Genomic DNA, 23,969 nt, shown 5'->3' with positions numbered 1-23,969 from the left:
TTGCGCGAACTCTCGAAAAGACAATGGCAATCCGGATCGAACGGTTCAAGAGCCGACCGCCGGTATCCTTGTCATCAACCGGTTTCCTTGCAATCGTATTCAACATCCCTGCATAACGGGAATCAGACGGCGTCTGCTGGCGCTCGATCGCCGCAATCTCGCTTGGATATAGAAGGCGCGATGCCCTTTCTGCTCATCGACTTCCCGGCCTTCAAGCCGATCGCGTTCGAGATCGGCCCGTTCGCGATCCGCTGGTATGCGCTAGCCTATATCTGCGGCATCGTGTTCGGCTGGCTCTATGCGCGCTCGCTGTTGAAGAACGAGCGCCTGTGGGGCGGCCCTGCGCCGATCTCGCTGCTCCAGGTCGACGACTTCATCCTGTGGGTCACGCTCGGCATCATCCTGGGCGGCCGCACCGGCTATGTGCTGTTCTACAATCTGCCGTTCTTCATCGATCATCCCGCCGCGATTTTCAAATTGTGGGAGGGCGGCATGTCCTTCCATGGTGGCTTCCTCGGCTGTGTCGTCGCGGTGATGGGGTTTGCCTACCGCAACGGCATCTCGATCCTGTCGCTCGGCGACATCACCACCGCGGTTGCGCCGGTCGGGCTGCTGCTCGGGCGGATCGCCAACTTCATCAACGGCGAATTGTGGGGCCGCGCCACCGATGCGAGCCTGCCCTGGGCGATGATCTTCCCCAACGATCCGACGCAGCTGCCGCGTCATCCGAGCCAGCTCTACGAAGCCGGCATGGAAGGCGTCCTGCTGTTCACGGTGCTCGCGATCATGATCCGGCTCGGCGCCCTGAAGCGGCCCGGCATGATCCTCGGCGCCTTCATCCTGATCTATGGTCTGACCCGCATCGCCGGCGAGCATTTCCGCGAACCGGACGCGCAGCTCGGTTTCCTCTGGGGCGGATTAACCATGGGCATGCTGCTGTCGATCCCGATGCTTATCGCAGGCCTCGTACTTATTGTATTGGCAGTCAGGCGCGCGGCGCCGAAGCCCGCAGGGGCCATTCGTTAATTCATTTCGGGAAAGCACGCCGTGACCGACCAGCCGCTGCTCAACGAGATCAAGGCGCTGATCAAATCCTCGGGCCCCATGCCGGTCTGGCGGTTCATGGAACTGTGCCTGATGCATCCGCGCCATGGCTACTACGTCTCGCGTGATCCGCTCGGGCGCGAGGGCGACTTCACGACCGCGCCCGAGGTCAGCCAGATGTTCGGCGAACTCCTGGGCCTGTGGACTGCCTCGGTGTGGAAGCAGATGGGCTCGCCGCAATTCTTACGGCTGATCGAGCTTGGGCCGGGCCGCGGCACCATGATGGCGGACGCGCTGCGCGCGCTCCGCGTGCTGCCGCCGCTCTACCAGGCGCTTCATATCCACATGGTCGAGGTCAATCCGGTCCTGCGCGAACGGCAGGCCGCGACGCTGTCCGCCATCCGCAACATCAGCTGGCACGACAGCATCGACGACGTGCCGGAAGGCCCATCCGTCATCCTCGCCAATGAATATTTCGACGTGCTGCCGATCCACCAGATGGTCCGCTACGAGAACGGCTGGCACGAGCGCGTGATCGAGATCGACGACAACGGAAAGCTGCAATTCGGCGCGGCGCCGGAGCCGACGCCGCGCTTCGACGTGCTGCTGCCGCCCCCGGTGCGCGCTGCCCCGATCGGCGCCGTGTTCGAATGGCGGCCTGACGGCGAGATCATGAAGCTCGCCACGCGCGTGCGCGACCAGGACGGCGCGGCGCTGATCATCGACTACGGCCACCTCCGCAGCGATGCCGGCGACACCTTCCAGGCGATTGCACGCCACACCTTCGCCGACCCCTTGAAGGCGCCGGGCCAGGCCGACGTCACCGCCCATGTCGACTTCCAGGCGCTGGCGCGCGCAGCCGAGGATGTCGGCGCCCGCGTGCACGGGCCGGTGACGCAAGGCGACTTCCTCAAGCGCATCGGCATCGACACGAGGGCCGCTGCCTTGATGCAGAAGGCAACGCCGGAAGTGGCCACCGACATTTCGATCGCCCACAAGCGCCTGACGGACACAGGACGCAGCGGCATGGGCGCGATGTTCAAGGTGCTCGGAATTTCCGAGCCGCGGCTGACAGGCATTGCCGGCCTCAGCGATCTCGAACAGGCCGGAGGCAATTGATGACGATCACGTCCTCGCTGCTGGCAGCGGTGCCCGGCCTGCGCCACGCCTTCTTCACCCGCGAAGGCGGCGTCTCCAGCGGCATCTATTCCGCGCTGAACGGTGGGCTCGGCTCCAACGACGACCAAGGCCTTGTCGCGGAGAACCGCCGCCGCATGGCCGAACATGTCGGCGTCGCAGCCGACCGGCTCGTCAGTCTGCACCAGATCCACTCGCCCGACGTGCTCGTGGCCGAGGCTCCGTGGCCGAGCGGACCGCGGCCGAAGGGCGATGCGCTCGTGACGAAAACGCCCGGCATTGCGCTCGGCGTCTCCACCGCCGATTGCGGACCGGTGCTGTTCGTCGATCCCCATGCGCGCGTGATCGGCGGCGCGCATGCCGGCTGGAAGGGCGCGCTGACCGGCGTGCTGGAGGCGACGATCTCGGCGATGGAGAAGGTCGGCGCCACGCGCGGCAGCATCATCGCCGCGATCGGGCCGCTGATCCGCCAGGACAGCTACGAGGTCGGCAACGAGTTCGTGGCGCGCTTCATCGAGGCGGATGCGGACAACGCTGTGTTCTTCATCCCGTCGGTGCGCGAGGGCCATGCGATGTTCGATCTCGCCGGCTTCATCCGCAAGCGCCTGGACGCCGCCGGCATCCTGATGATCGACGACCTCGGTCTCGACACCTATGCCGACGAGCGCTTCTTCAGCTATCGCCGCTCGGTGCATCGCAAGGAGCCGGATTACGGCCGCCACGTCCACGCCATCGCGCTCGAGGCGTGAACACACGGGCAACACACCGTGTCATTCCGGGGCTCGCGCAGCGAGAACCCGGAATCCATCGTGCAGCAATTCATGCGGCGAAATGGATTCCGGGCTCGCGCCAAGGGGCGCGCCCCGGAATGACGGTGGGGATGTGGCTCGCCCGCCCTAGACGTTAATGCGTTTTAACGATATCGCTGCCCTCCATAATGAGGGACGCGTCATTCATCCTGGGCCGTGCGGGTTCGCGCGTGCTGGCGGTGCTGCTGCTGGCCGCGGCGACGGCGCTTGGCGGCTGCGCCGGCGGTGGCGGCAGTGCCGCCAATTCCTATGCGATGGCGCCGAGCGCCGGCAGCGGGGCCACGGTCGCCTTCGAATCGATCGACGGCCCACCGCCGCAGGTGTTCGACCGCATGGTCGGCGTGCTCGACAGCGAATCCAAGCTGCGCAGCCTGTCCGTCGTCTCCCGCGAGGGGACAGCTGCCTATCGCGTGCGCAGCTACCTCTCCGCCCAGGTGGTGCGCGGCAAGACCGTGATCGCCTGGGTCTGGGACGTCTACGACGCCAACCAGCAGCGCGCGCTGCGCCTGTCCGGCGAGGAACTGACCTCGGCCAAGGCTGGCCGCGACGCGACACGTGACGCCTGGGCGGCCGCCGACGACCTCGTGCTTCGGAAGATCGCCCAGGCCGGATTCAGCGGACTTTCCAACATGATCAACGGCACGCCGGATGCCCCGAGCACCGCTCCCGGCCTGCGCGGCCCCGCGGTGGCGAGCGCGATCCCGGAGGCTCCGGTAGCCGGGATGCCGGCCTCGGCGCTGGGCTATGCCGCGCGATAACCCCCGCTAAACCACGGCCTCAACTTGGCGCCAAGCCGTTGGCCCGACTCGGGATTTTCAAAGGGAAAACGTAGCATCCCGGGTTGCCATTGCAGCCTCTCGCCTGATATTTCCTCGCCCGTCGTAACCGTGCTTCCAGTGGGATCTGAGATGTTGAACGTCGTATCCAGCAAAGCGCGGGAGGAAGCGTCCATGTCGGCCAAAAACGGCTCCATCAAGCTCGTCGCCGGCAACTCCAATCCGGCTCTCGCCCAGGCCATCGCACAGGGCCTCGATCTGCCGCTGACCAAGGCGGTGGTCCGGCGCTTCGCCGACATGGAGATCTTCGTCGAGATCCAGGAGAACGTCCGCGGCTCGGATGCCTTCATCATTCAGTCGACCTCGTTCCCGGCGAACGATCATCTGATGGAATTGCTGATCATCACCGACGCGCTGCGCCGCTCCTCGGCGCGCCGCATCACTGCGGTGCTGCCCTATTTCGGCTACGCCCGACAGGATCGCAAATCCGGCTCGCGCACGCCGATCTCGGCCAAGCTCGTCGCCAATCTGATCACGCAGGCCGGCGTCGACCGCGTCATGACGCTCGACCTGCATGCCGGCCAGATCCAGGGCTTCTTCGACATCCCGACCGACAATCTCTACGCAGCGCCGCTGATGGTGCGCGACATCAAGGAGAAGTTCGACCTCTCCAAGGTGATGGTGATCTCGCCCGACGTCGGCGGCGTGGCGCGCGCGCGCGGCCTGGCCAAGCGCATCAACACCCCGCTCGCCATCGTCGACAAGCGCCGCGAGCGCCCGGGCGAGTCCGAGGTCATGAACGTGATCGGCGACGTCGCCGGCTACACCTGCATCCTCGTCGACGATATCGTGGACTCCGGCGGCACGCTGGTGAATGCGGCCGATGCGCTGATCGCCAAGGGCGCCAAGGACGTCTACGCCTACATCACCCACGGCGTGCTCTCCGGCGGCGCGGCCGCCCGCATCGCCGGCTCGAAGCTGAAAGAGCTCGTCATCACCGACTCGATCCTGCCGACCGAGGCCGTGACCAAGGCGCCGAACATCCGGACCCTGCCGATCGCCAGCCTGATCTCGGATGCGATCGCGCGCACCGCGGCGGAAGAGTCGGTGTCGAGCCTGTTCGACTAGGGATCGTCATTCCAGGGCGGCGCATAGCGCCGAACCCGGAATCTCGAGATTCTCAGGTGCACAATTGCGCACCATAGTTTTCGCTGCGCGAACCCCGGAATGACGTCGATCCTACCCCACGATGCCCGCCGCGACCTGGCCGCGCAGACGCTCCAGGCCGAGCAGCGTCTCGGCACAGGCGGCCGCGACTTCGATGCCCTTGATGGCGAAGTGCTTGCGGAAGAAGTCGTAATGCACCTCGGTCTCGTGGAATTGCTGCGGCGTCAGCACGGCTGAGAACACCGGCACCTCGGTGCGCAGCTGCACGTCCATCAAGGCCTTGATCACGGTGTCGGCGACGAACTCGTGGCGGTAGATGCCGCCGTCGACGACGAGGCCGGCCGCGACGATCGCGGTGTAGCGCCGCGTCTTGGCGAGGACCTGCGCGTGCAGCGGGATCTCGAACGAGCCCGGCACCTCGAACACGTCGACATGCGTGAGGTGCCGCAGCGCTGCCTCCTTCAGGAAGGCGATGCGGGCCTCCTCGACCACGTCGCGGTGCCAGCAGGCCTGCACGAAGGCCACCCGCTGCGGCTTGGCGAAGCGCGGATGGTCGGGCGCGGCCCCCGGCGGAACCGGGGGTTGGGGGACTTCAGTTTCGGTCTGGGGATCTTGCAACATCTGATTCATGGCTTTCCTCGGTTTAAGGACCAGAATCAGGGCACACGGAACGACAAACAGCCGCACCTTGCGATGCGTCTGTCACCGACCGTTCTCTTTCATCCGGACTTTAACCGTCGGCTTCGGAGTTGCACCGAATCTGCTGACCCTTCCGTTCGGGAGAACCCTCACGGAAGGCGCTCGCGGGCTTAGGCCTGTCGGCCCTTACCGCCGGTGGGGACTTTCACCCCGCCCTGAGAACATCGGCCGTTCGGAATGAACGACCTAGCCGGAAATATGCCGCCGGCGGACCGGCGCCGCAAGCGCGTTCCGCATGGGCAAAGCGCATGGTCCCATGCCGGTGCGACGACCCAGCCCTTGCCGGACGGAATTAACGATGGGCCCCCTTCCAAATCCGATTCCGGTTTGTTCTCCGCGTTAATAATTGTGGCGGAGATGAGCTGTGGACGAACGAGTCCTGGCTTGTGGACGGACTCGGGACCCCGTTGCGCAGATTCCGCAAATCACATCACTTGATCCGCGAAAGGCCCGCGCTGATCCCTGGGGATTGCGAGAGCGACTCCAGGGATCGCGGTAGCGTCTAGGGAGCGCGCGCCGGGCCCAAGCGCGTGCGTATCAAGGACAACAAGAAGGCAAGAGGTCGAGACGGCATGTCCCTGCTCGAAGGCACTATCGATTCCAGAAGCCATCCGCTCGCGGTGGTCGAGGATATCGCTGCCAGCAACAACTGGCCGTTCGAACGCTCCGGCGAAGACGAACTCACGATTGTCTCGAAGGGACAATGGACCGACTACCAGCTCTCCTTCACCTGGATGGGCGAGATCGAGGCGCTGCATCTGGCCTGCGCCTTCGACATGAAGATTCCGCTCGCGCGCCGCGGCGAGGTGCAGCGGCTCGTCGCTGCCGTCAACGAGCAGCTGTGGGTCGGTCATTTCGATTTGTGGACCAACACCGGCATGGTGATGCACCGCCAGGCCCTGGTGCTGCCGGGCGGGCTGACCGCCTCGACCGCGCAATGCGAGGCCATGCTCGCCGGCGCCATCCATGCCTGCGAACGCTATTTTCCGGCCTTCCAGTTCGTGGTGTGGGCCGGCAAGACCACCGCGCAAGCGATGGACGCGGCGATGTTCGATACGGTGGGCGAGGCGTAGGGCCTCAAGAAAGTGAGGGAGCCACAACTCCCTCCCCACGTCGTCCCGGACAAGCGCAGCGAAGCGGAACGCCGATCCGGGACCCATACCACGTGATGCCCCCTTGTGGCACAACGCTTGTTGCTCTGCTTTCCATCCACTAGAACCCCCTGTGGTGACGCGACGAGCGCAAGCGCTCGCGCGGGGGTCCCTGCGTTCGCAGGGACGACACCATCTGCTTGGGTGATCGCAGTGGCAAACAAAAGCACTCTCCAAAACATCACCGGCACCATTCTCCTCGCCGGCGCCGGCAAGATGGGCGGCGCGATGCTGACCGGATGGTTGGCCGGCGGGCTCGATCCGCGCCGCGTCGCGGTGGTCGATCCGCATCTTGCGCCCGAGATCACCGCGCTGGCCGCCAAGGGCGTCGCGCTCAATCCCGACGCGACGAGGGCCGGTCAGGTCGAGACGCTGGTCGTCGCGGTGAAGCCGCAGATGTTCCGCGAGGCCGGCGCTAGGCTGAAAGCGTTCGTCTCCGACAAGACCTCGGTGGTGTCGATCATGGCGGGAACCACCATCGCCTCGCTTGAAGAGGTCTGCGGCGGCGCCGTGGTTCGTGCGATGCCGAACACGCCGGCCGCGATCGGCCGCGGCATCACCGTCGCGGTCGCGGCGAACAACGTCAGCCCCACGCAGCGCGCGGTGGCCGATGCGCTGCTGCGCGCCACAGGCTCGGTCGAATGGGTCGAGGATGAAGGCCTGTTGGACGCGGTGACCGCTGTCTCCGGCTCAGGGCCGGCCTATGTGTTCCTGCTCGCCGAGGAGTTGGCGCGGGCCGGCGTCGAAGCCGGCCTGCCCGAAGCGCTGGCGACGAAGCTTGCGCGCGAGACGGTCGCGGGCTCCGGCGAGCTCTTGCACCAGTCGGAGCTTCCCTCCGCCACGTTGCGCCAGAACGTCACCTCGCCCGGCGGCACCACTGCCGCCGCGCTCGGCGTGCTGATGGGCGAGCCTGGCTTGCGCGATCTCATGATCCGCGCGATCGCCGCGGCGACGCAGCGGTCGAAGGAATTGGCGAAGTAGATGGTGCGTAGGGTGGGTTAGGCGAAGCCGTAACCCACCATGGCCTCAGCGATGGCGGAACGAAGTTGGTGGATTACGCCTTCGGCTAATCCACCCTACGAAACCCGCGGCTACGCCCCGAGCCGCTTGTTGAACATCTCGACGTTGACGAGCCCGCGCGCGTGGCGGCCTTCGCCGAGCTTGCGCGTGCCCTCGAACGCCTCGACCTCGAAGCGGATGACGCGGCGCTCGACCGCGACCACCCTTGCTGTGGTCCGCACCGTCGCGCCGACGAGAGCGGCTGCGAGATGGCGGATATCGACTTCGGTGCCGACGGTGACCCAGCCCGGCTGGAGCGCGGCGCGGATCGCATCGCCCGCCGTCATCTCCATCTCCAGAATCATCATCGGCGTCGCGTAGACAAAAGGCATACCGGGCACGAAATGCCCGACCGTGCGCTCGGCCGGCACCACCAGCGTGCGCTCGGCGCTCATGCCGATTGTGATGAACTCGCGTGCGTCCATGGTGCTTGCTCGTCATTCCGGGGGGCGCGAAGCACGAACTATGGTGCGCGGTTGCGCACCAGAGAATCCAGAGATTGCCGATCGAGATTCCGGGTTCAGCCCTGACGGGCTGCCCCGGAATGACGCGGACAGGTCACTTCTTCGCCGCCGCCGCGCGCTCAACAAACGTCTTGCCGCCCTTCATCTTGTGACGGAGCGGGGCTTCGTTGATCTGGATGACGACGGCATCGGCATCGACGCCGAGATTCTTCACCAGCGCCTGGGTGATGTCGCGCATCATGCCGGCCTTCTGCTCGTCGGTGCGGCCCTCGGCCATGCTGATGGTGATCTCAGGCATTTTCCTCTCCCTGCTGCTCTTCTGCTGCTGCCGTCATGGCCGGGCTTGTCCCGGCCATCTACGTTCTTTTCCATCAAACAAGACGTGGATGCCCGGGACAAGCCCGGGCATGACGACCTGTCGGAATGGCTAGCCCCAGCTCACGTCATGGCGGGCCAGAACCTCGCGCACTTTCGCGACGAGATCGGCTTCGCTGCACGAGAACTGCGCCGGCCGGCTCTCGCGCCATTCCTGGTTGGACGCAATCGCGGCCGCCGCTTTGGCGCCTTCGATCAGGTCCTTCACCTGCACCTCGCCGCGCGCCTTTTCATCCGAGCCCTGGATGATGACGCAAGGTGAGTTGCGGCGGTCGGCATATTTAAGCTGATTGCCCATGTTCTTGGGATTGCCGAGATAGAGCTCGGCGCGGATGCCGTCGGTGCGCAAGCGTGCCACGATCTTCTGGTAGTCGGCGACGCGGTCGCGGTCGAACACGGTGACGACGACAGGGCCGAATTCCGGCTTGGTGTCGAGCTTGCCAAGCAAGGTGAGCGCAGCCTGAAGCCGCGAGACGCCGATCGAGAAACCGGTTGCCGGCACCGGCTCGCCACGGAAGCGCGAGACCAGGCCGTCATAGCGGCCACCGCCGCCGACCGAGCCGAACCGCACCGGGCGTCCCTTCTCGTCCCTGGTCTCGAGCAGCAGCTCGACCTCGTAGACGGGACCGGTGTAATATTCGAGGCCGCGTACGACGGAGGGATCGATCTTGATGCGATCCGCAGCGTAACCCGACGCCGTCACCAGTTTTGCAATTTCTTCCAGCTCGCTCACGCCGGCCTGGCCGATCTCGCTCTTGGCGAGGTAGGTTTCTGCGGCGGCAATGGCGTCTTTCCAATCGTCCCGCGGCTTGGTGATGGCGAGAACGACGTCGGCCTCGGCCGCACTCAGATTGGCGCCTTTCGTAAAGTCGCCCTTGCCTTCTTCGCCGCCATCCCATCGACCGGGCCCGAGCAGCTTGCGCACCTCGTCCGCGGAAAACTTGTCGAGCTTGTCGATCGCGCGCAGCACGATCAGCCTGCGTGCAGCATTCTCGTCACCGCCGAGCCCGATGGCTTCCAGCACGCCGTCGAGCACCTTGCGGTTGTTCACCTTCACGACGTACTGGCCGCGCGCGATGCCGAGTGCCTCCATCGTGTCCGCCGCCATCATGCAGATCTCGGCGTCCGCCGCCGGCGTCGCCGAACCGACCGTGTCGGCGTCGAACTGCATGAACTGCCGGAAGCGGCCGGGGCCGGGCTTCTCGTTGCGGAACACGTAGCCGACGCGATAGCTGCGATAGGGCAGGACCAGGGCGTCGGTGCCGTAGCGTTCACCGACGTAGCGGGCGAGCGGCGCGGTCAAATCGTAGCGCAGGCTGATCCACTGCTCGTCGTCGTCCTGGAACGAGAACACGCCCTCGTTCGGACGATCCTGGTCGGGCAGGAACTTGCCGAGCGCGTCGGTATATTCCATCGCCGGTGTCTCCACCGGCTCGAAACCGTAGAGCTCGTAGACGGTGCGGATCTTCTCGACCATCTCGCGCGTCGCCCGGATCGCGGCGGGATCGCGATCCTCCAGCCCGCGCGGCAGGCGCGCCTTCAGCTTCTGGGGTTTTTTGGGTTTCTCGGCCATGTCGTCACTCTGTAAGTCAACGCTGACTTACAGCAAAAACGGTGACTGACAACCCGCAAACGCGCCTTTTCGCCTCTCCCCGCTTGCGGGGAGAGGCCGAAATTCACGCCGAAGGCGGGAATTTCGGGTGAGGGGGACTCTCCGCGAGTCCAACTGTCACCGTCCCCGCAGGAGACTCCCCCTCACCCCAACCCTCTCCCCGCAAGCGGGGAGAGGGAGAAATCTCAAAACACCTTGCGGATCCAATTGTGCGGATCGTTGGTGCGGCCGTACTGGATGTCGACGAGCTGCTTGCGCAGGCCCATGGCGACGGGGCCGGCGGCGCCGCCGGAGATCTCGAAATCGCCGCTGACCGAGCGCACCTTGCCGATCGGCGAGATCACGGCCGCGGTGCCGCAGGCGAAGGCTTCCTTCAACTTGCCGCTCGCCGCATCCTTGCGCCACTGGTCGAGCGAATAGGGCTCCTCGCGCACGGTCTTGCCGGCATCCTTGGCGAGCGTGATGATGGAGTCGCGGGTAATGCCGGGCAGGATCGTGCCGAGCGGCGGCGTCAACAGCGAACCGTCGTCGAACACGAAGAACACGTTCATGCCGCCGAGCTCCTCGATGTAGCGGCGCTCCACCGCGTCGAGGAAGACGACCTGATCGCAGCCATGCTGGATCGCCTCGGCCTGAGCCCGCAGGCTCGCCGCATAATTGCCGCCGCATTTGACCGCGCCGGTGCCGCCGATCGCCGCGCGGGTGTAGTTCTCGGAGACCCAGATCGAGACCGGGGCAGGACCGCCCTTGAAATAGGAGCCGACCGGCGAGGCGATCACCGCAAAAATGTATTCGGACGACGGCTTGACGCCGAGGAAGGTTTCGCTCGCGATCATGAAGGGCCGCAAATAGAGGCTGCCCTCGCCGCCCGGCATCCAGGCGCGGTCGATGCGCACGACCTGCTCGACCGCCTCGATGAAGACGTCTTCGGGCAGCTGTGCCATGGCCATGCGATCCGCCGAGTCCCTGAAGCGCCGCGCATTGGCGTCGGGGCGGAACAGGTTCACGCCGCCGTCGTCGCGCTTGTAGGCCTTGAGGCCCTCGAAGATCTCCTGCGCGTAGTGCAGCACGGCCCCGGCGGGATCCATCTGGAAGTTGGCACGTGCCTCGATCTTCGCCTCATACCAGCCGCCCTTGGCCTGGCTGTAGCGCACGATCGCCATGTGATCGGTGAAGATCCGTCCGAAGCCGGGGTCCACCAGCTTGGCGACGCGGTCCTTCTCAGGGGTCGGATTGGATGCGGGCTGGATGTCGAATTTCATACTCATGTCCTTGCCTCCCGCTGCCGATGGCGGCGCTGTTCTGGCGCCGGCCTGCCCGTCCGGGCTCGGCTGGCTTGATTGGTTTCAGGCCGGACCACCGTCAGCCTTGTTAAGGCCGGTTTCCCGTGACCAGCATGCCGCCGAGGACATGCTTTTGCGGAAGGCGGAAGTCCAGTATGTTTTGCCGAAATGCCGCTCGACAATCGCACGGTAGATCTGATCCGGCCGTCGTCGCCTGTCCGGCTCCTTCCGCCGTCCCTGCTTCGACGCCGCCCGCCGCGAAACGATCTAAAATTTCGTGCAGGCTGATCGTTTTGTAACATTGAACCCAAGATACGTCAATATGCCTGACATAAATTTCGCGAGTCCCGCCCAAGACGCCGCCGAGCCGCGGCCGGCCGCAGGCGATGGAGGCAATTTGCGCTGGGATATCATCGAGCTGCTGTTCTTCGCCTATCGCGATTTCGTCGGCGATCCCGACCAGGAGCTGGAGGCTTTCGGCTTCGGCCGAGCCCATCACCGGGTCATGCACTTCGTTTATCGTTATCCCGGCCTGAAGGTCGCCGATCTGCTCGACGTCCTGCGCATCACAAAACAGTCGCTCGGCCGCGTGCTCAAGCAGCTCCTGGACGAGGGCTACATCGTGCAGAAGACCGGCGACAACGACCGCCGCCAGCGCCTGCTCTACGCGACGCCGAAAGGCGAGGCGCTGGTGCAGAAGCTTGCAGGTCTGCAGACCACGCGGATCACCCGAGCGCTCGCAGAGATGGGTCCGCAGGATGCCGAGACCGTCAAGCGCTTCCTGCGCGCGATGATCGATCGGGACGATCCGGACAAGGTGCTCGAGACGATCTTCGCTTCCGTCAACCAAGACGCCAAGGAGTGATTGTGCCGCTCGCTGCCACTCTCGCCCGCCCGCCGGCGCGCCCGGCCGATGACGCGCCGCATCTGCTGCTCGTCGACGACGATCGCCGCATCCGCGATCTGCTCTCGCGCTTCCTCGCCAGCGAGGGCTATCGCGTCACCACCGCCGCCAGCGCCGGCGATGCACGATCGAAACTGCTCGGTCTGCATTTCGACCTCTTGATCCTCGACGTGATGATGCCCGGCGAGACCGGCTTCGATCTCGCCCGCTTCATCCGGACATCCTCCTCGGTGCCGATCGTGATGCTGACGGCGCGGCACGAGGCGGAAGCCCGCATCGAGGGCCTGCAAATCGGCGCCGACGATTATGTGGCAAAACCGTTCGAGCCGCGCGAGCTGGCGCTGCGCATCAACAACATCCTCAAGCGCGCCGCCCCGCCGCCGCAGGCCACGACGATCGAGAAGATCGCCTTCGGTCCCTATGTCTACCATCTCGACCGCGGCGAATTGCGCCAGGGCGAGGAAGTCATCCATCTCACCGACCGCGAGCGCGAGATGTTGCGCATCCTCTCGGAGACGCCGGGCGAGACCGTGCCGCGCAGCGCGCTGACCGGCAATGGCAGCGTCAACGAGCGCGCCGTCGACGTGCAGATCAACCGCCTCAGGCGCAAGATCGAGACCGATCCCGCCAATCCGTTGTTCCTGCAGGCGGTGCGCGGTATCGGCTACCGGCTGGTTGCCTCGCCATAAATTGAAGCGCGCCAGATGAGCACGATCGATACCGGCCTGACGCTTTTGAAGAGCGCTGCCGGCCGCGTCTCCGCCGCCAATGGCTGGATGGGCAATGCGTTCAAGGGCTGGATGCCGACCGGCCTCTATGCCCGCGCGCTCCTCATCATGATCGTGCCGATGGTGGTGCTGCAATCGGTCGTCGCCTTCGTATTCATGGAGCGGCACTGGAACACGGTGACGCGTCGCCTGTCCGCCGCAGTGGTGCAGGACATCGCCGCGCTGATCGACGTCTACAAGGGCTATCCGCAGGACAAAGATCGCGACCAGATCCGCCGCATCGCGCAGCAGCGCCTCGGCCTCGTCGTCGATTTCCTGCCCGCCGGCGACATGCCGCCGCCGGGACCGAAGCCGTTCTTCTCGCTGCTCGACCAGACGCTGTCGGTGCAGCTCGGCCGCCAGATCGGCCGCGCGTTCTGGATCGACACGGTCGGCCGCTCCAATCTCGTCGAGATCCGCATCCAGCTCGACGATGCCGTGATGCGCGTGTTCGCGCAGCGCAGCGCCGCCTATGCCTCCAACTCGGAGATCTTCCTGTTCTGGATGGTCGGCACGTCCTCGATCCTCCTGATCGTCGCGGTGCTGTTCCTGCGCAACCAGATCAAGCCGATCCTGCGCCTCGCCGACGCCGCCGAAAGCTTCGGCAAGGGCCGCGAGGCGCCGAACTTCCGCCCGCGCGGCGCGCGCGAGGTGCGGCGCGCGGCGGTCGCCTTCCTCGAGATGAAATCGCGTATCGAGCGCACGATGGAGCAGCGCACCGCGATGCTCGCCGGCGTCAGCCACGATCTGCGCACCATCCTGACCCGCTTCAAGCTCGAGCTTGCCCTGATCGGCGACAGCCCGGAGCTCGAGGGCATGCGCAAGGACGTCGACGAGATGTCGATGATGCTGGAGGATTACCTTGCGTTTGCGCGCGGCGATTCCGGCGAGCAGTCGCAGCCGACCGACATGGCGCAGGCGCTCGAGGAGCTGCGCAGCGACGCCGAGCGCCATGGCCACACCGCGACCGTCGCCTTCCACGGCCTGCCCGTGGTGACGGTCAAACCGGCCTCGTTCAAGCGCTGCCTCGCCAACCTCGTCACCAACGCGGCGCGCTACGGCAAAAGCATCGCCATCACCGGCCAGCGCGATCACCGTTATTTGACCGTGACGGTCGACGACGACGGCCCCGGCATTCCCACGCATTTGCGCGAAGAGGTGTTCAAGCCGTTCCTGCGGCTGGACAACGCCCGCAATCAGGACGAAGGCGGCACCGGCCTCGGCCTTGCCATCGCCCGCGATATCGCCCGCTCGCATGGCGGCGACATCACCCTCGGCGACAGCCCGATGGGAGGATTGAGGGCGAGCGTGAGGATTCCGGTGTAGCTCCTCTCTTCTTCCCATGTGGGAGAAGAGGGCGACAACTCACTTCGGCAGCAGCGCCTTCAGCTTGTCCATGTCGCGCACGTTCATCTTGAAGCCGCCGGGCATCACGATGTCGCCGGGCTTCTGGTCCGGCTTGCACGCACCGAGCCATTTGGCTTGCAGCGTCATGGTCGTATCGCGCCCCGCAGCACCGGCGACGCCGCCTTGCGCGTGCGAGGAGGTCTTCACCGTATAGGCCGAGTTGAAATCGCCCGTGATCTCGGCATGCGACGTCGTGTTCACGCCGGCGACGCTGCACTCGGAATCGCTGACATAGCCGGTCGCCGTCTTCTTGATCTCCTGCTTGGCGCAGATCTGCTTGGCCATCGGCGAGACGTTGTTGCTCATCTCCCTGTCGACGGTCTCGTCGGTGCAGTGCTGCATGGTCATCTCGGGCACGGGCGAGCCTGATGTGACCAGCTTCATTTCCCAAAGGCCGGCCTTGCGCACCGGCAGATCGTCGGCGCTGGCGCTGCCGGCCGGCACCACAAGGCAAAGCGTCGAGCCGAGCAAAGCAAGTTTGCGCGTCATGCGAGAATCTCCAGGCAGAGATCGCGGCGTTACGACAACGCCTCAGTAGAGCGTGCGGATCGGCTGATTGGCGGCGCCATAGGGTACCCAGCGGCAGGAGAACGAGATGTAGCCGCCCTCATAGGCCTGCATCGCCAGGAATTTGACCACCTTGCCATAACGCGCGCAGTGATCGACGGCGACCTGCCGCGCATCGACCTGGGTGGCCATCGAATAGGCGATGATGCCGCCGGTATCGTTGCCCTTGAACGGCGGTACCGGAAGGATATCCGCGCGCGCCGGCTGGCTCGCCATCAACCCCAAGGCAAGAAGGCTCGCGGCCGCAATGATTCGCATTCCCGTCACTCCAATTGGCTGGCCGCCAGTTTACGGTGCCGGGATGGAAGTGAAAAGAACCGAAGCCCTGCCGGCTGCGACGTTGTGGTCAACTCCTGGCGAAGTGTTGCCGCGCTGCACTTGACCTCCCCCGGCCTTCGCGGCACCGTCCGAACCTCGCAAGACCTTAGCTGTCCGGATTGACCATGCGCGCCCCCTCCCCGAAATCGCTCCGCTTTGCCGCCGTGCTCGGCCTCATGTTCGGAGCGCTGTCGCTCGGCGAAGCCAGGGCGGCCAATCCGCTCGAGATGAATTTCTGGCTGAGCGGGCCGCGCTATGACGGCGCGGTGGCCGATTGCGACAGGGCGCTGCCGACGATCGCCACCCAGTTCTGGGAAAAGGAAAGCTCGTTCTGGAATTCCTCCCTGAGGATCACCGGCTTCTCCGCCGTCCGCGAGACCGCGTTTCGTCCCTGGCAGTCCGACAACATCCCGCGCCGCTATTGCACCGCGGACGCCATGCTCAACGACGGCAAGGTGCGCAAGGTGCACTTCTCGCTGATCGAGGATGGCGGCTTCGCCGGCTATGGCAACGGCGTCGAATGGTGCGTGGTCGGCCTCGACCGCAACTGGGCCTACAATCCGGCCTGCCGCGCCGCCAAGCCCTGATTCGAAGAGCCTGATTCGGGGTCAGTCAGCGGCCAAACGGTTGCCGCCTGAATTTTGTTCTTGAAATGTTCTTCTCGGCTGCTAGGCTTCCCGCACAGTCTAGTTGAGGGGCGTCGCCATGTTTCATTCCAGATTGCATTCATTGTCTCGCTTGGTGATCTCGCTGGCCCTTTCCCTGATCCTCGCCGCGGGCTTGGCCTCGGTCGCCGGCGAGGCGAAGGCGCAGGACAAGCGGCAGAACACGCCCGGCGAGTTCGACTTCTATGTGCTGTCGCTGTCGTGGTCGCCCTCGTTTTGCGAGGAGGCGGCCGAGCGTGGCGGCCGCTCCCAAATCCAGTGCAGCGGACGGCCCTATGCCTTCGTGGTGCATGGCCTGTGGCCGCAATATGAGAACGGCTTCCCGGAATATTGCCAGCGGCCCGCGCCGCGCCTGAACCGCAGCATCGTCTCCTCGATGCTCGATCTGATGCCGGCGCCGGGACTGATCTTCAACGAGTGGGACAAGCACGGCACCTGCTCGGGCCTCGCCGATCGCAGCTATTTCGAGACGATCCGCAAAGCGCGCGCCGCGATCAAGATACCGGCCGAATATCTCGATTTGTCACAGACCAAGACGGTGGCGCCGGCGGAGGTCGAGGAAGCCTTCATCAAGGCCAATCCGGGGCTGAGCAGTGCCGCCGTCTCGGTTACCTGCAACCGGACCAGGCTCTCCGAGGTCCGCATCTGCCTCAGCAAGGACCTGCAATTCCGGGCCTGCGAGGAGATCGAACGCCGCGCCTGCCGCCGCGATCAGGTCACCATGCCGCCGATCAGGGGCGGCTAGTTCCTCCAGCCTTCGTTATTGCGAGGAGCCCGCGACAAAAATTGCAAAGCAATTTTGCGCTGGCGACGAAGCAATCCAGACTGCCGCCGCGGATGGATTCCGGATTGCTTCGCTGCGCTCGCAATGACAAGGGGTTAGGATCGCGCAAGACAACGTAGTCCGATCCCATGAACTACCGCCACGCCTTCCACGCCGGCAATTTCGCCGATGTCATCAAGCACATCGTGCTGGCGCGCATCATCACCTATTTGCAGGAGAAGCCGGGGGCGTTCCGCGTCATCGACACCCATGCCGGGGCCGGCCTCTACGACCTCGACAGCGACGAAGCGCGCCGGGGCGGCGAATGGCTGACCGGCATCGCGCGGCTGATGCAGGCGCGCCTGTCGAACGAGAGCGCGGCGCTGACCAAGCCCTATCTCGACATCGTCCGCGCCTTCAATCCGAAGGGCGAGCTCAAGGCCTATCCCGGCTCGCCATTGATCGCGCGCGGCCTGCTGAGGCCGCAGGACCGGCTCGTCGCCTGCGAGCTCGAGCCGAAGGCGCGGAAAGCGCTGATCGACGTGCTGCGCCGCGACGAACAGGCCCGCGTGGTCGGTCTCGACGGCTGGGTGGCGCTGCCGGCCTTCGTGCCGCCAAAGGAGCGGCGCGGCCTCGTGCTGATCGATCCGCCCTTCGAGGCCAAGGACGAGTTCGAGCGGCTGAGCGAGGCCTTCTCCACCGCCTTCGCCAAATGGCCCACCGGTATTTATGTGATCTGGTATCCGGCCAAGAACCGGCGCGCCACCGACGCGCTGGCCCAAACGGTCGCCCGGCTCGCAGCTGCAGCAAAACCACCGGGAAAATGTCTGCGCCTCGAGTTCAGCGTCGCGCCCCAGCTCGACGGCGGCGCCCTTGCCTCCACCGGGCTCCTGATCGTCAATCCGCCCTACACGCTGCAGGGCGAGCTCAAGACGATCCTGCCCGAGCTGGAAATGCCGCTCGGCCAGGGCGGCGCTGCCAGATTCCGATTGGAGGTCCCCAAGCCTTAAAGCCAAGCCGTAACACTCCGGCATTCTTGGGAAAAATATGCAGGAGCGGTAGTCAATCCGCAGAGAACCGTATTATGCTGTTTCTGTGACTGGCTTTACGTTCCGCTTCCGCGAATGGTTGCGGCGGAGTGAAGGCCTAAGAAAGATCCGGCCGGACCATCAGGTTCGCCCAAGGATGGCCAGCTCCCGGGCTTCGTAACGTCCGGTCATGTCGTGACGTGAGTCTGCGTCGCGGCGGAGGAGCAATGAGGGGGAGTTTCCCGATGGCCATGACGGGAACGGTTAAGTTTTTCAACGGCGAACGCGGCTACGGTTTCATCAAGCCTGACGACGGCGGCCGCGACGTCTTCGTGCACATTACTGCTGTGGAGCGGGCCGGACTGAAGGACCTTGCGGAAGGACAGCGTATTACTTTCGAAGTCGAGCCCGACAAGAAGGGGAAGGGACCAAAGGCGGTCAACCTGGTCATCCTCTCCTAGAGGGCCTGACGCAACACATTCGGCGCAATACTCGGCGCAGAAATACTTGGCAAAAAAATCCCGGCCGCGAGCGGCCGGGAAGTTGTGGTCCGGTATTTTCTTCTTCAGCTATCAGAAGTGATAGTTCACGCCCGCGCGAACAACGCTGGCGCTATAGCCGTTTGACACGCCCGTGATTGCGAACTGGCTCGTCGACAGATCGATGTAGAGATATTCGAGCTTGGCGCTCCAGTTCGGAGCCAGGCCGACCTCCGCACCGGCGCCGATGGTCCAGCCGGCGGTGGTGTGCGATTCCGCCCAGCCGAAGGTCTGCCCACGCAGCTCGCCAAAGGCGAGGCCGGCGGTGCCGTAGAACATCACGTTGCTGAAGGCATAGCCGGCGCGGCCGCGCAGGGTGCCGAACCAGGGATTGGAGAACTTCCACGGCGCGAAGGTGTCGTCGGCGCCAGTGGCCTGGATGTCGCCCTCGACGCCAAACACCCATGGTCCGTTCTGGAAATTGTAGCCGGCCTGCACGCCGCCGACGAAGCCCGACGGCTTCGAGGGATTGTTGTCCACCGAGCCCCATTCGTAGCCGATGTTGCCGCCGAGATAGGGACCGGCCCAGCTATACGCATTGAGCGGCTGGTTGACGGTATAGGGCGCACGCTGCCCGTAATTGAGATCGGCGGCCTCTGCCGAAGCTGTCCAGCCGGCCGCAACCAGCGCGGCCGCGCCCACAACGAGCCTCTTCATCACACACTCCAACGCAACTGCCGTCACCGGATGCGGCGCCGCGCCGCCGCGCGAGGCAAAGCCACATGGTGAGGGAACCACCACTCTTTCGCGTAAGATTTATCGAGAGTTTTAAGTTAAAGGGCTGTTAAGCCGGGTTACCGCGCGCTTAACAGACTTAAGGAAGCGTTACCTGGAACTGCGCCGCCGTCCTGTGCGTGCCGCACGGCCGGAACTTCAAATCGGCACCCCCAGCGCCTAAATTCGCTCCATGGTTCACGATTCCACCGACAATCCGGACGACCGTGCGCGGAAATCGCCGCGGGCTACGGCGAGCGACACCCCGCCCGACCTCGATCCCGCCACAACCGGCGGCGACGACGAGGACGATGCGCGGCTGCCGGATATCCTCGAGGAGAGCGGCGCCGTCGGCGAGGAGCCGCTGGCAACCGGCCACGAGGCGATCGAACGCGCGGTCCGGCTTGCCCCGACCTCGCCCGGCGTCTATCGCATGCTCAGTGCGAATGCCGACGTGCTCTATGTCGGCAAGGCCAAGAACGTCAAAAAGCGCCTGTCCAGCTATGCGCGGCAAAGCGCGCCGCTGCCCGCCCGCATCCTGCGCATGATCGCCGCCACCGTGACCGTGGAGATCGTCTCGACCAACACCGAGACCGAGGCGCTGCTGCTGGAAGCCAATCTGATCAAGCAGCTGCGGCCGCGCTTCAACGTGCAGCTGCGCGACGACAAGTCGTTTCCCTATATCCTGATCACCGGCGACCATTGGGCGCCGCAGATCCTGAAACATCGCGGCGCGCAGAGCCGGCCCGGACGCTATTTCGGTCCGTTCGCCTCGGCCGGCGCGGTCAACCGCACCATCACGGCGCTGCAGCGCGCGTTCCTGATCCGCTCCTGCACCGATTCCTTCTTCGAGAGCCGCACCCGGCCCTGCCTGCTCTACCAGATCCGCCGCTGCGCCGGCCCCTGCACCCGCGAGATCGACTTCGGCGGCTACACGACGCTGGTGCGCGAGGCGAGCGACTTCCTGTCCGGCAAGAGCCATGCGGTGAAGCAGGAGCTTGCCGGCGAGATGGAGAAGGCGGCCGGCGAGCTCGAGTTCGAGCGCGCCGCGCTGTACCGCGACCGCCTCGCCGCGCTGTCGGCGATCCAGTCGCAGCAGGGCATCAATCCGCGCACGGTCGAGGAAGCCGACGTGTTCGCCATCCATCAGGAGGGCGGCTTCTCCTGCGTCGAGGTGTTCTTCTTCCGCACCGGCCAGAACTGGGGCAACCGCGCCTATTTTCCGCGCGCGGAGAAGACGTTCACCCCGGAGGAGGTGCTCGGCTCCTTCCTCGCCCAGTTCTACGACGACAAGCCGCCGCCGAGGAACATCCTGCTCTCGCACGAGATCGAGGAGAGCGAGCTGCTCGCCAATGCGCTGGCGATCAAGGCCGGTCACAAGGTCGAGGTCACCGCGCCCAAGCGCGGCGAGAAGAAGGAGCTGGTCGCCCACGCGCTGACCAATGCGCGCGAGGCGCTCGGCCGCAAGCTCGCCGACACCGCCACGCAAAGTCGCCTGCTCGATGCCATGGCCGCGACGCTGAGCCTGCCGCATCCGCCCAAGCGCATCGAGGTCTACGACAACAGCCACATTCAGGGCACCAACGCAGTCGGCGCCATGATCGTCGCCGGCCCGGACGGCTTCGTGAAGAACCAGTACCGCAAGTTCAACATCAAGTCGGAAGGGATCACGCCCGGCGACGACTTCGCCATGATGCGCGAGGTGCTGGAGCGCCGATTCAAGCGCCTGATCAACCCGCCCGAGGACGCCGGTACCAAGGCCAAGGACGACGATTTCCCGCAATGGCCCGACCTCGTCATCATCGACGGCGGCCGCGGCCAGCTCAACGCCGTCCGCGAGATCTTCGCAAATCTCGGCCTGACCCAGGTCTCGCTGATGTCAGTTGCCAAGGGGCCGGACCGGGATGCCGGCCGCGAGACCCTGTTCATGCCGGAACGCGAGGCCATCAAGCTGGAGCCGCGCGACCCCGTGCTCTATTTCATCCAGCGCCTGCGCGACGAAGCCCACCGCTTCGTCATCGGCTCGCACCGCAAGCTGCGCAAGAAGGACATCCGCGAGGCCGGTTTGCAGGAAATTCCGGGCATCGGCCCGTCGCGCAAACGTGCCTTGCTGCATCATTTCGGGACCCTGAAGGAGATCGAACGCGCCTCGATCGCCGATCTCGGCAAGGTTCCGGGGGTGAGCGCCGAAAGCGCCCGCAGGATTTTCGAGTATTTCCATCCCCAGCCGGGATGAACTAAAGGGGGCGCAAAGGGAGCCCTGGTCATATGGTCGTCGTATCCCACACCCATCTGGTGAGCGGAACGGTTGACCTTCGGCCACGAGCGGTATTGGTAGGACGGATGAACATCGCCACGACACGAGGGACGACCAGCCGCGCGATGTCCCTCCCGAACCTGCTGACCTATGGCCGGATCGCCGCGATCCCGGTCGTGGTCGGATGCATCTATGCGCAATCGATTCTGGATCAGCCGCTCTGGTTGCGCTGGGTCGCGGTCGCCATTTTCATTGCCGCAGGGGTGACGGACTACCTCGACGGCTATTATGCGCGGATCTGGAATCAGCAATCGGCATTCGGCCGGATGCTCGATCCGATCGCCGACAAGCTGCTGGTCGCCTCGTGCCTGCTGATGCTGGCCGCCGACGGCATCATTCATGGCTGGTCGTTGTGGGCCGCCATCGTGATCCTGTGCCGCGAGATCCTGGTCTCGGGCCTGCGCGAATATCTCGCCGCGCTCCGCGTCAGCGTGCCGGTGACCAAGCTTGCGAAGTGGAAGACCACGGTCCAGCTCGTTGCGATCGGCTTCCTGCTTGCGGGACCTGCCGGCGACGAGGTGGTGCCCGTGGTCTCGATGATCGGATTGGCGCTGCTGTGGGCCTCGGCCATCCTGACCATCTACACCGGATACGATTATTTCCGCGCCGGCATCCATCACCTCATCAAGGAGGACGAGGGATGAAGGTGAAGTATTTCGCCTGGGTACGCGAGCGCGTCGGCAAGGCGGAGGAGACCATCGAGCCGCCCGCGAGCGTGCGCACCGTCGAGGAGCTGATCGCCTGGCTGTCCGGCCAAAGCGAGGCCTATGCCTACGCATTCGAGAAGCCGAAGGTGATCCGCACCGCCATCGACCACGCCCACGTCAAGTCGGACGCTGCGATCGCGGGCGCCCGCGAGATCGCGTTTTTCCCGCCGATGACCGGCGGCTAGGCCATGATCTCTCCTGTCCCAGCCTGCCCCGTCGCCATCCGCATTCAGGAGGACGATTTCGACATTGCGCGCGAGATCGCGGTCCTGACCGGCAGCCGCACCGACATCGGTGCCGTCGTGAGCTTTTCCGGCATCTGCCGCGCCGACGAGGACAGCGCCAAGATTTCGGCGCTCACGCTCGAGCATTATCCGGGCATGGCCGAAGAAGAGATCGGGCGTCATGTCAATGAGGCGACCTCGCGCTGGCCGCTGAACGGCGTCACCGTGATCCACCGCGTCGGCCGCTTCATGCCGGGCCAGAACATCGTGCTGGTGCTGACCGCCTCACAGCATCGCCAGGCCGCGTTCCAAGCGGCCGAGTTCCTGATGGACTACCTCAAGACCAACGCGCCGTTCTGGAAGAAGGAAGAGAGCGCCAGCGGCACCGGCTGGGTCGAGGCCCAGGCCCGTGACGATGAGGCCGCCGCACGCTGGACCAAATCCTGATGGCAAGAGCATCCAAAAAGACCGCGCGCGGCCGCGCCGCGCCGAAGCCTGCGAAAGTGGGGCCCGGCGAGCTTCTCACGCTGCTCGATTTCCTCCGCTATGCGGTGAGCCGCTTTGTCGAGGCCAAGCTAGTCTTTGCCCACGGCACGACCGAGCCGGTCACGGAAGCCGCCTTCCTGATTGGCGAAGCGCTGCATCTCGATCCCGAGCAGTTCAAGGGCTTTCTCCACGCCCGTATCACCGCCGCAGAAGCCAAGACCGTCCTCGACCTCATCAATCGGCGCATCACAACACGCAAGCCGGCTGCCTATCTCGTCAACAAGATCTACATGCGCGGCCTGCCCTTCTATGTCGACGAGCGCGTCATCGTTCCGCGTTCCTTCATCGGCGAGCTCCTGGATTCGCATTTCGGCGGCGACGGCGAGGCCGGATCGCTGATCGACGATCCCACCGCCGTCGGCCGGGTGCTCGACCTCTGCACGGGATCGGGCTGTCTCGCCATCCTCGCCGCGCACCACTTCCCGAACGCGACGGTCGATGCCGTCGACATCTCCAAGGGCGCGCTCGAAGTCGCCGCACGAAATGTCGGGGAGTTCGGGCTCGAGGACCGGATCAGCCTCTATCGCGGTGACCTGTTCGCCCCGCTCGGCGACAGCAGATATGATCTGATCATCGCCAACCCGCCCTATGTCGACGCCGAAGGCATGGCCGCGCTGCCGCCGGAGTGCCGGGCCGAACCGAAGCTCGCCTTCGACGGCGGCCCGGACGGCCTCGATGTGGTGCGCCGGATCCTGGCTGAGGCGTCCGACCACCTGACTGGCGAAGGCGGGCTGATCTGTGAGATCGGCCGCGGCCGGGAATTGGTCGACGAGGCCTTTCCGGACCTGCCGCTGCTCTGGCTCGATACTGAGGACTCCGAGGGCGAGGTGTTCTGGATTTCGGCCGCCGATCTCGGCTGATTCACCGCCACGGACGGCGCTCCGTCGGAACAAGTCAATTTCCGCCACGTTCATCCCCCGAACAAAT

Annotated in this window: 27 protein-coding genes and 1 riboswitch; of the genes, 19 read left to right on the top strand and 8 right to left on the bottom strand. The window is 65.1% G+C overall.

The window, feature by feature from the left end:
- The first annotated feature begins 180 nt into the window (after nt 1–180).
- The 5 genes from lgt (at nt 181) to P6U31_RS06290 (ending at nt 4,894) form a co-directional block, all read left to right on the top strand.
- Nucleotides 181–1,026: a prolipoprotein diacylglyceryl transferase gene (gene lgt, locus P6U31_RS06310; protein ID WP_407187375.1), complete on the top strand. Its 846-nt coding sequence runs from the start codon at nt 181–183 to the stop codon at nt 1,024–1,026.
- A 21-nt stretch (nt 1,027–1,047) separates the two neighbouring features.
- Entirely contained in the window at nt 1,048–2,163 is a 1,116-nt protein-coding gene (locus P6U31_RS06305; RefSeq protein ID WP_407187374.1) for a class I SAM-dependent methyltransferase, read from the top strand.
- Nucleotides 2,163–2,930, top strand: coding sequence for a peptidoglycan editing factor PgeF (pgeF, locus tag P6U31_RS06300; protein ID WP_407187373.1), 768 nt, complete (start codon nt 2,163–2,165; stop codon nt 2,928–2,930). Before P6U31_RS06305 ends, pgeF begins: the two co-directional genes overlap by 1 nt.
- Before the next feature lie 188 nt (nt 2,931–3,118).
- Nucleotides 3,119–3,748: a hypothetical protein gene (locus P6U31_RS06295; protein WP_407187372.1), complete on the top strand. Its 630-nt coding sequence runs from the start codon at nt 3,119–3,121 to the stop codon at nt 3,746–3,748.
- Nucleotides 3,749–3,940: 192 nt separating this feature from the next.
- Nucleotides 3,941–4,894 (top strand): ribose-phosphate pyrophosphokinase, encoded by a 954-nt coding sequence (locus P6U31_RS06290; RefSeq protein WP_407187371.1) that lies wholly within the window; start codon nt 3,941–3,943, stop codon nt 4,892–4,894.
- Nucleotides 4,895–5,005: 111 nt separating this feature from the next.
- Here the strand turns inward: P6U31_RS06290 and P6U31_RS06285 are convergent, their stop codons facing one another.
- Nucleotides 5,006–5,563: a 6,7-dimethyl-8-ribityllumazine synthase gene (locus P6U31_RS06285; protein ID WP_407187370.1), complete on the bottom strand. Its 558-nt coding sequence runs from the start codon at nt 5,561–5,563 to the stop codon at nt 5,006–5,008.
- A 77-nt stretch (nt 5,564–5,640) separates the two neighbouring features.
- Nucleotides 5,641–5,799: riboswitch (FMN riboswitch) on the bottom strand.
- 405 nt (nt 5,800–6,204) lie between these two features.
- Between P6U31_RS06285 and P6U31_RS06280 the strand changes: the two genes are divergently transcribed.
- Together P6U31_RS06280 and proC are read left to right on the top strand one after the other, a co-directional pair.
- The gene (locus P6U31_RS06280) at nt 6,205–6,705 is read left to right on the top strand and encodes a YbjN domain-containing protein (RefSeq protein ID WP_128923607.1); all 501 of its coding nucleotides are present in this window, start codon (nt 6,205–6,207) and stop codon (nt 6,703–6,705) included.
- 231 nt (nt 6,706–6,936) lie between these two features.
- On the top strand, nt 6,937–7,764 hold the full coding sequence (gene proC / locus P6U31_RS06275; RefSeq protein WP_407187369.1) for a pyrroline-5-carboxylate reductase: 828 nt from the start codon (nt 6,937–6,939) through the stop codon (nt 7,762–7,764).
- 110 nt (nt 7,765–7,874) lie between these two features.
- On the opposite strand, the gene P6U31_RS06270 is transcribed toward proC, so the two are convergent.
- The 4 genes from P6U31_RS06270 to P6U31_RS06255 form a co-directional block, all read right to left on the bottom strand.
- Complete coding sequence (locus P6U31_RS06270; RefSeq protein ID WP_407187368.1) at nt 7,875–8,267, bottom strand: thioesterase family protein; 393 nt, start codon at nt 8,265–8,267, stop codon at nt 7,875–7,877.
- A gap of 133 nt (nt 8,268–8,400) precedes the next feature.
- Nucleotides 8,401–8,604, bottom strand: a complete 204-nt coding sequence (locus P6U31_RS06265) for a tautomerase family protein (protein ID WP_025033847.1) — start codon at nt 8,602–8,604, stop codon at nt 8,401–8,403.
- Nucleotides 8,605–8,733: 129 nt separating this feature from the next.
- On the bottom strand, nt 8,734–10,254 hold the full coding sequence (hisS, locus tag P6U31_RS06260) for a histidine--tRNA ligase (RefSeq protein WP_407187367.1): 1,521 nt from the start codon (nt 10,252–10,254) through the stop codon (nt 8,734–8,736).
- A 224-nt stretch (nt 10,255–10,478) separates the two neighbouring features.
- Nucleotides 10,479–11,561 (bottom strand): branched-chain amino acid aminotransferase, encoded by a 1,083-nt coding sequence (locus P6U31_RS06255; RefSeq protein WP_407187366.1) that lies wholly within the window; start codon nt 11,559–11,561, stop codon nt 10,479–10,481.
- A 337-nt stretch (nt 11,562–11,898) separates the two neighbouring features.
- Between P6U31_RS06255 and P6U31_RS06250 the strand changes: the two genes are divergently transcribed.
- From P6U31_RS06250 to P6U31_RS06240, 3 genes are read left to right on the top strand one after another with little or no spacing between them, the layout of a single operon-like run.
- Nucleotides 11,899–12,441 (top strand): MarR family winged helix-turn-helix transcriptional regulator, encoded by a 543-nt coding sequence (locus P6U31_RS06250; protein WP_407187365.1) that lies wholly within the window; start codon nt 11,899–11,901, stop codon nt 12,439–12,441.
- Nucleotides 12,438–13,169: a response regulator gene (locus P6U31_RS06245; RefSeq protein ID WP_407187364.1), complete on the top strand. Its 732-nt coding sequence runs from the start codon at nt 12,438–12,440 to the stop codon at nt 13,167–13,169. Before P6U31_RS06250 ends, P6U31_RS06245 begins: the two co-directional genes overlap by 4 nt.
- Before the next feature lie 15 nt (nt 13,170–13,184).
- On the top strand, nt 13,185–14,573 hold the full coding sequence (locus tag P6U31_RS06240; protein ID WP_407187363.1) for an ATP-binding protein: 1,389 nt from the start codon (nt 13,185–13,187) through the stop codon (nt 14,571–14,573).
- A gap of 39 nt (nt 14,574–14,612) precedes the next feature.
- Here P6U31_RS06240 and P6U31_RS06235 read toward each other — a convergent pair whose 3' ends face one another.
- Together P6U31_RS06235 and P6U31_RS06230 are read right to left on the bottom strand one after the other, a co-directional pair.
- A complete protein-coding gene (locus tag P6U31_RS06235) occupies nt 14,613–15,143 on the bottom strand; it encodes a DUF3617 domain-containing protein (RefSeq protein ID WP_407187362.1) in 531 nt (176 codons plus the stop codon).
- 42 nt (nt 15,144–15,185) lie between these two features.
- Nucleotides 15,186–15,479 carry a hypothetical protein gene (locus tag P6U31_RS06230; protein ID WP_407187361.1) on the bottom strand — a complete coding sequence of 98 codons (294 nt, stop codon included), beginning with the start codon at nt 15,477–15,479 and terminating at the stop codon, nt 15,186–15,188.
- Between the two features lie 185 nt (nt 15,480–15,664).
- On the opposite strand from P6U31_RS06230, the gene P6U31_RS06225 reads away from it, so the two are divergent.
- From P6U31_RS06225 to P6U31_RS06210, 4 genes are all read left to right on the top strand, one after another.
- Nucleotides 15,665–16,126, top strand: coding sequence for a hypothetical protein (locus P6U31_RS06225; protein WP_407187360.1), 462 nt, complete (start codon nt 15,665–15,667; stop codon nt 16,124–16,126).
- A gap of 118 nt (nt 16,127–16,244) precedes the next feature.
- Nucleotides 16,245–16,949, top strand: coding sequence for a ribonuclease T2 family protein (locus P6U31_RS06220; RefSeq protein WP_407187359.1), 705 nt, complete (start codon nt 16,245–16,247; stop codon nt 16,947–16,949).
- 167 nt (nt 16,950–17,116) lie between these two features.
- Entirely contained in the window at nt 17,117–17,977 is an 861-nt protein-coding gene (locus P6U31_RS06215) for a 23S rRNA (adenine(2030)-N(6))-methyltransferase RlmJ (RefSeq protein ID WP_407187358.1), read from the top strand.
- A 263-nt stretch (nt 17,978–18,240) separates the two neighbouring features.
- The gene (locus tag P6U31_RS06210) at nt 18,241–18,456 is read left to right on the top strand and encodes a cold-shock protein (protein ID WP_008544396.1); all 216 of its coding nucleotides are present in this window, start codon (nt 18,241–18,243) and stop codon (nt 18,454–18,456) included.
- 111 nt (nt 18,457–18,567) lie between these two features.
- On the opposite strand, the gene P6U31_RS06205 is transcribed toward P6U31_RS06210, so the two are convergent.
- Nucleotides 18,568–19,191: an outer membrane protein gene (locus P6U31_RS06205; RefSeq protein ID WP_407187357.1), complete on the bottom strand. Its 624-nt coding sequence runs from the start codon at nt 19,189–19,191 to the stop codon at nt 18,568–18,570.
- A 250-nt stretch (nt 19,192–19,441) separates the two neighbouring features.
- Between P6U31_RS06205 and uvrC the strand changes: the two genes are divergently transcribed.
- The 5 genes from uvrC to prmB all read left to right on the top strand — a co-directional run bounded on the left by uvrC (nt 19,442) and on the right by prmB (nt 23,902).
- Nucleotides 19,442–21,484 (top strand): excinuclease ABC subunit UvrC, encoded by a 2,043-nt coding sequence (gene uvrC / locus P6U31_RS06200; RefSeq protein WP_407187356.1) that lies wholly within the window; start codon nt 19,442–19,444, stop codon nt 21,482–21,484.
- 107 nt (nt 21,485–21,591) lie between these two features.
- Entirely contained in the window at nt 21,592–22,209 is a 618-nt protein-coding gene (gene pgsA / locus P6U31_RS06195) for a CDP-diacylglycerol--glycerol-3-phosphate 3-phosphatidyltransferase (RefSeq protein WP_407187355.1), read from the top strand.
- The gene (gene moaD / locus P6U31_RS06190; protein ID WP_027575806.1) at nt 22,206–22,457 is read left to right on the top strand and encodes a molybdopterin converting factor subunit 1; all 252 of its coding nucleotides are present in this window, start codon (nt 22,206–22,208) and stop codon (nt 22,455–22,457) included. Before pgsA ends, moaD begins: the two co-directional genes overlap by 4 nt.
- Before the next feature lie 3 nt (nt 22,458–22,460).
- Nucleotides 22,461–22,943, top strand: coding sequence for a molybdenum cofactor biosynthesis protein MoaE (locus tag P6U31_RS06185; protein WP_407187354.1), 483 nt, complete (start codon nt 22,461–22,463; stop codon nt 22,941–22,943).
- Nucleotides 22,943–23,902 (top strand): 50S ribosomal protein L3 N(5)-glutamine methyltransferase, encoded by a 960-nt coding sequence (gene prmB / locus P6U31_RS06180; protein ID WP_407187353.1) that lies wholly within the window; start codon nt 22,943–22,945, stop codon nt 23,900–23,902. Before P6U31_RS06185 ends, prmB begins: the two co-directional genes overlap by 1 nt.
- The last annotated feature ends 67 nt before the right edge of the window (nt 23,903–23,969 follow it).

Source organism: Bradyrhizobium centrosematis (assembly GCF_045571495.1).
Lineage (GTDB): Bacteria > Pseudomonadota > Alphaproteobacteria > Rhizobiales > Xanthobacteraceae > Bradyrhizobium > Bradyrhizobium centrosematis.
Note: the sequence above shows the minus strand (reverse complement) of the source record. Positions and strands in the feature narration are given on the sequence as shown.

Excerpts from the sequence above, each read along its gene's own strand:
- P6U31_RS06240 (WP_407187363.1), top strand. The coding sequence starts at position 13,185 with ATGAGCACGATCGATACCGGCCTGACGCTTTTGAAGAGCGCTGCCGGC.
- lgt (WP_407187375.1), top strand. The coding sequence starts at position 181 with ATGCCCTTTCTGCTCATCGACTTCCCGGCCTTCAAGCCGATCGCGTTC.
- P6U31_RS06220 (WP_407187359.1), top strand. The coding sequence starts at position 16,245 with ATGTTTCATTCCAGATTGCATTCATTGTCTCGCTTGGTGATCTCGCTG.
- uvrC (WP_407187356.1), top strand. The coding sequence starts at position 19,442 with ATGGTTCACGATTCCACCGACAATCCGGACGACCGTGCGCGGAAATCG.
- P6U31_RS06235 (WP_407187362.1), bottom strand. The coding sequence starts at position 15,143 with ATGACGCGCAAACTTGCTTTGCTCGGCTCGACGCTTTGCCTTGTGGTG.
- moaD (WP_027575806.1), top strand. The coding sequence starts at position 22,206 with ATGAAGGTGAAGTATTTCGCCTGGGTACGCGAGCGCGTCGGCAAGGCG.
- P6U31_RS06255 (WP_407187366.1), bottom strand. The coding sequence starts at position 11,561 with ATGAGTATGAAATTCGACATCCAGCCCGCATCCAATCCGACCCCTGAG.
- prmB (WP_407187353.1), top strand. The coding sequence starts at position 22,943 with ATGGCAAGAGCATCCAAAAAGACCGCGCGCGGCCGCGCCGCGCCGAAG.
- P6U31_RS06270 (WP_407187368.1), bottom strand. The coding sequence starts at position 8,267 with ATGGACGCACGCGAGTTCATCACAATCGGCATGAGCGCCGAGCGCACG.
- P6U31_RS06265 (WP_025033847.1), bottom strand. The coding sequence starts at position 8,604 with ATGCCTGAGATCACCATCAGCATGGCCGAGGGCCGCACCGACGAGCAG.
- P6U31_RS06210 (WP_008544396.1), top strand. The coding sequence starts at position 18,241 with ATGGCCATGACGGGAACGGTTAAGTTTTTCAACGGCGAACGCGGCTAC.
- P6U31_RS06205 (WP_407187357.1), bottom strand. The coding sequence starts at position 19,191 with ATGAAGAGGCTCGTTGTGGGCGCGGCCGCGCTGGTTGCGGCCGGCTGG.
- P6U31_RS06185 (WP_407187354.1), top strand. The coding sequence starts at position 22,461 with ATGATCTCTCCTGTCCCAGCCTGCCCCGTCGCCATCCGCATTCAGGAG.
- P6U31_RS06225 (WP_407187360.1), top strand. The coding sequence starts at position 15,665 with ATGCGCGCCCCCTCCCCGAAATCGCTCCGCTTTGCCGCCGTGCTCGGC.
- P6U31_RS06215 (WP_407187358.1), top strand. The coding sequence starts at position 17,117 with ATGAACTACCGCCACGCCTTCCACGCCGGCAATTTCGCCGATGTCATC.
- hisS (WP_407187367.1), bottom strand. The coding sequence starts at position 10,254 with ATGGCCGAGAAACCCAAAAAACCCCAGAAGCTGAAGGCGCGCCTGCCG.
- pgsA (WP_407187355.1), top strand. The coding sequence starts at position 21,592 with ATGAACATCGCCACGACACGAGGGACGACCAGCCGCGCGATGTCCCTC.
- P6U31_RS06280 (WP_128923607.1), top strand. The coding sequence starts at position 6,205 with ATGTCCCTGCTCGAAGGCACTATCGATTCCAGAAGCCATCCGCTCGCG.
- P6U31_RS06295 (WP_407187372.1), top strand. The coding sequence starts at position 3,119 with ATGAGGGACGCGTCATTCATCCTGGGCCGTGCGGGTTCGCGCGTGCTG.
- P6U31_RS06285 (WP_407187370.1), bottom strand. The coding sequence starts at position 5,563 with ATGAATCAGATGTTGCAAGATCCCCAGACCGAAACTGAAGTCCCCCAA.
- P6U31_RS06290 (WP_407187371.1), top strand. The coding sequence starts at position 3,941 with ATGTCGGCCAAAAACGGCTCCATCAAGCTCGTCGCCGGCAACTCCAAT.
- P6U31_RS06250 (WP_407187365.1), top strand. The coding sequence starts at position 11,899 with ATGCCTGACATAAATTTCGCGAGTCCCGCCCAAGACGCCGCCGAGCCG.
- P6U31_RS06230 (WP_407187361.1), bottom strand. The coding sequence starts at position 15,479 with ATGCGAATCATTGCGGCCGCGAGCCTTCTTGCCTTGGGGTTGATGGCG.
- pgeF (WP_407187373.1), top strand. The coding sequence starts at position 2,163 with ATGACGATCACGTCCTCGCTGCTGGCAGCGGTGCCCGGCCTGCGCCAC.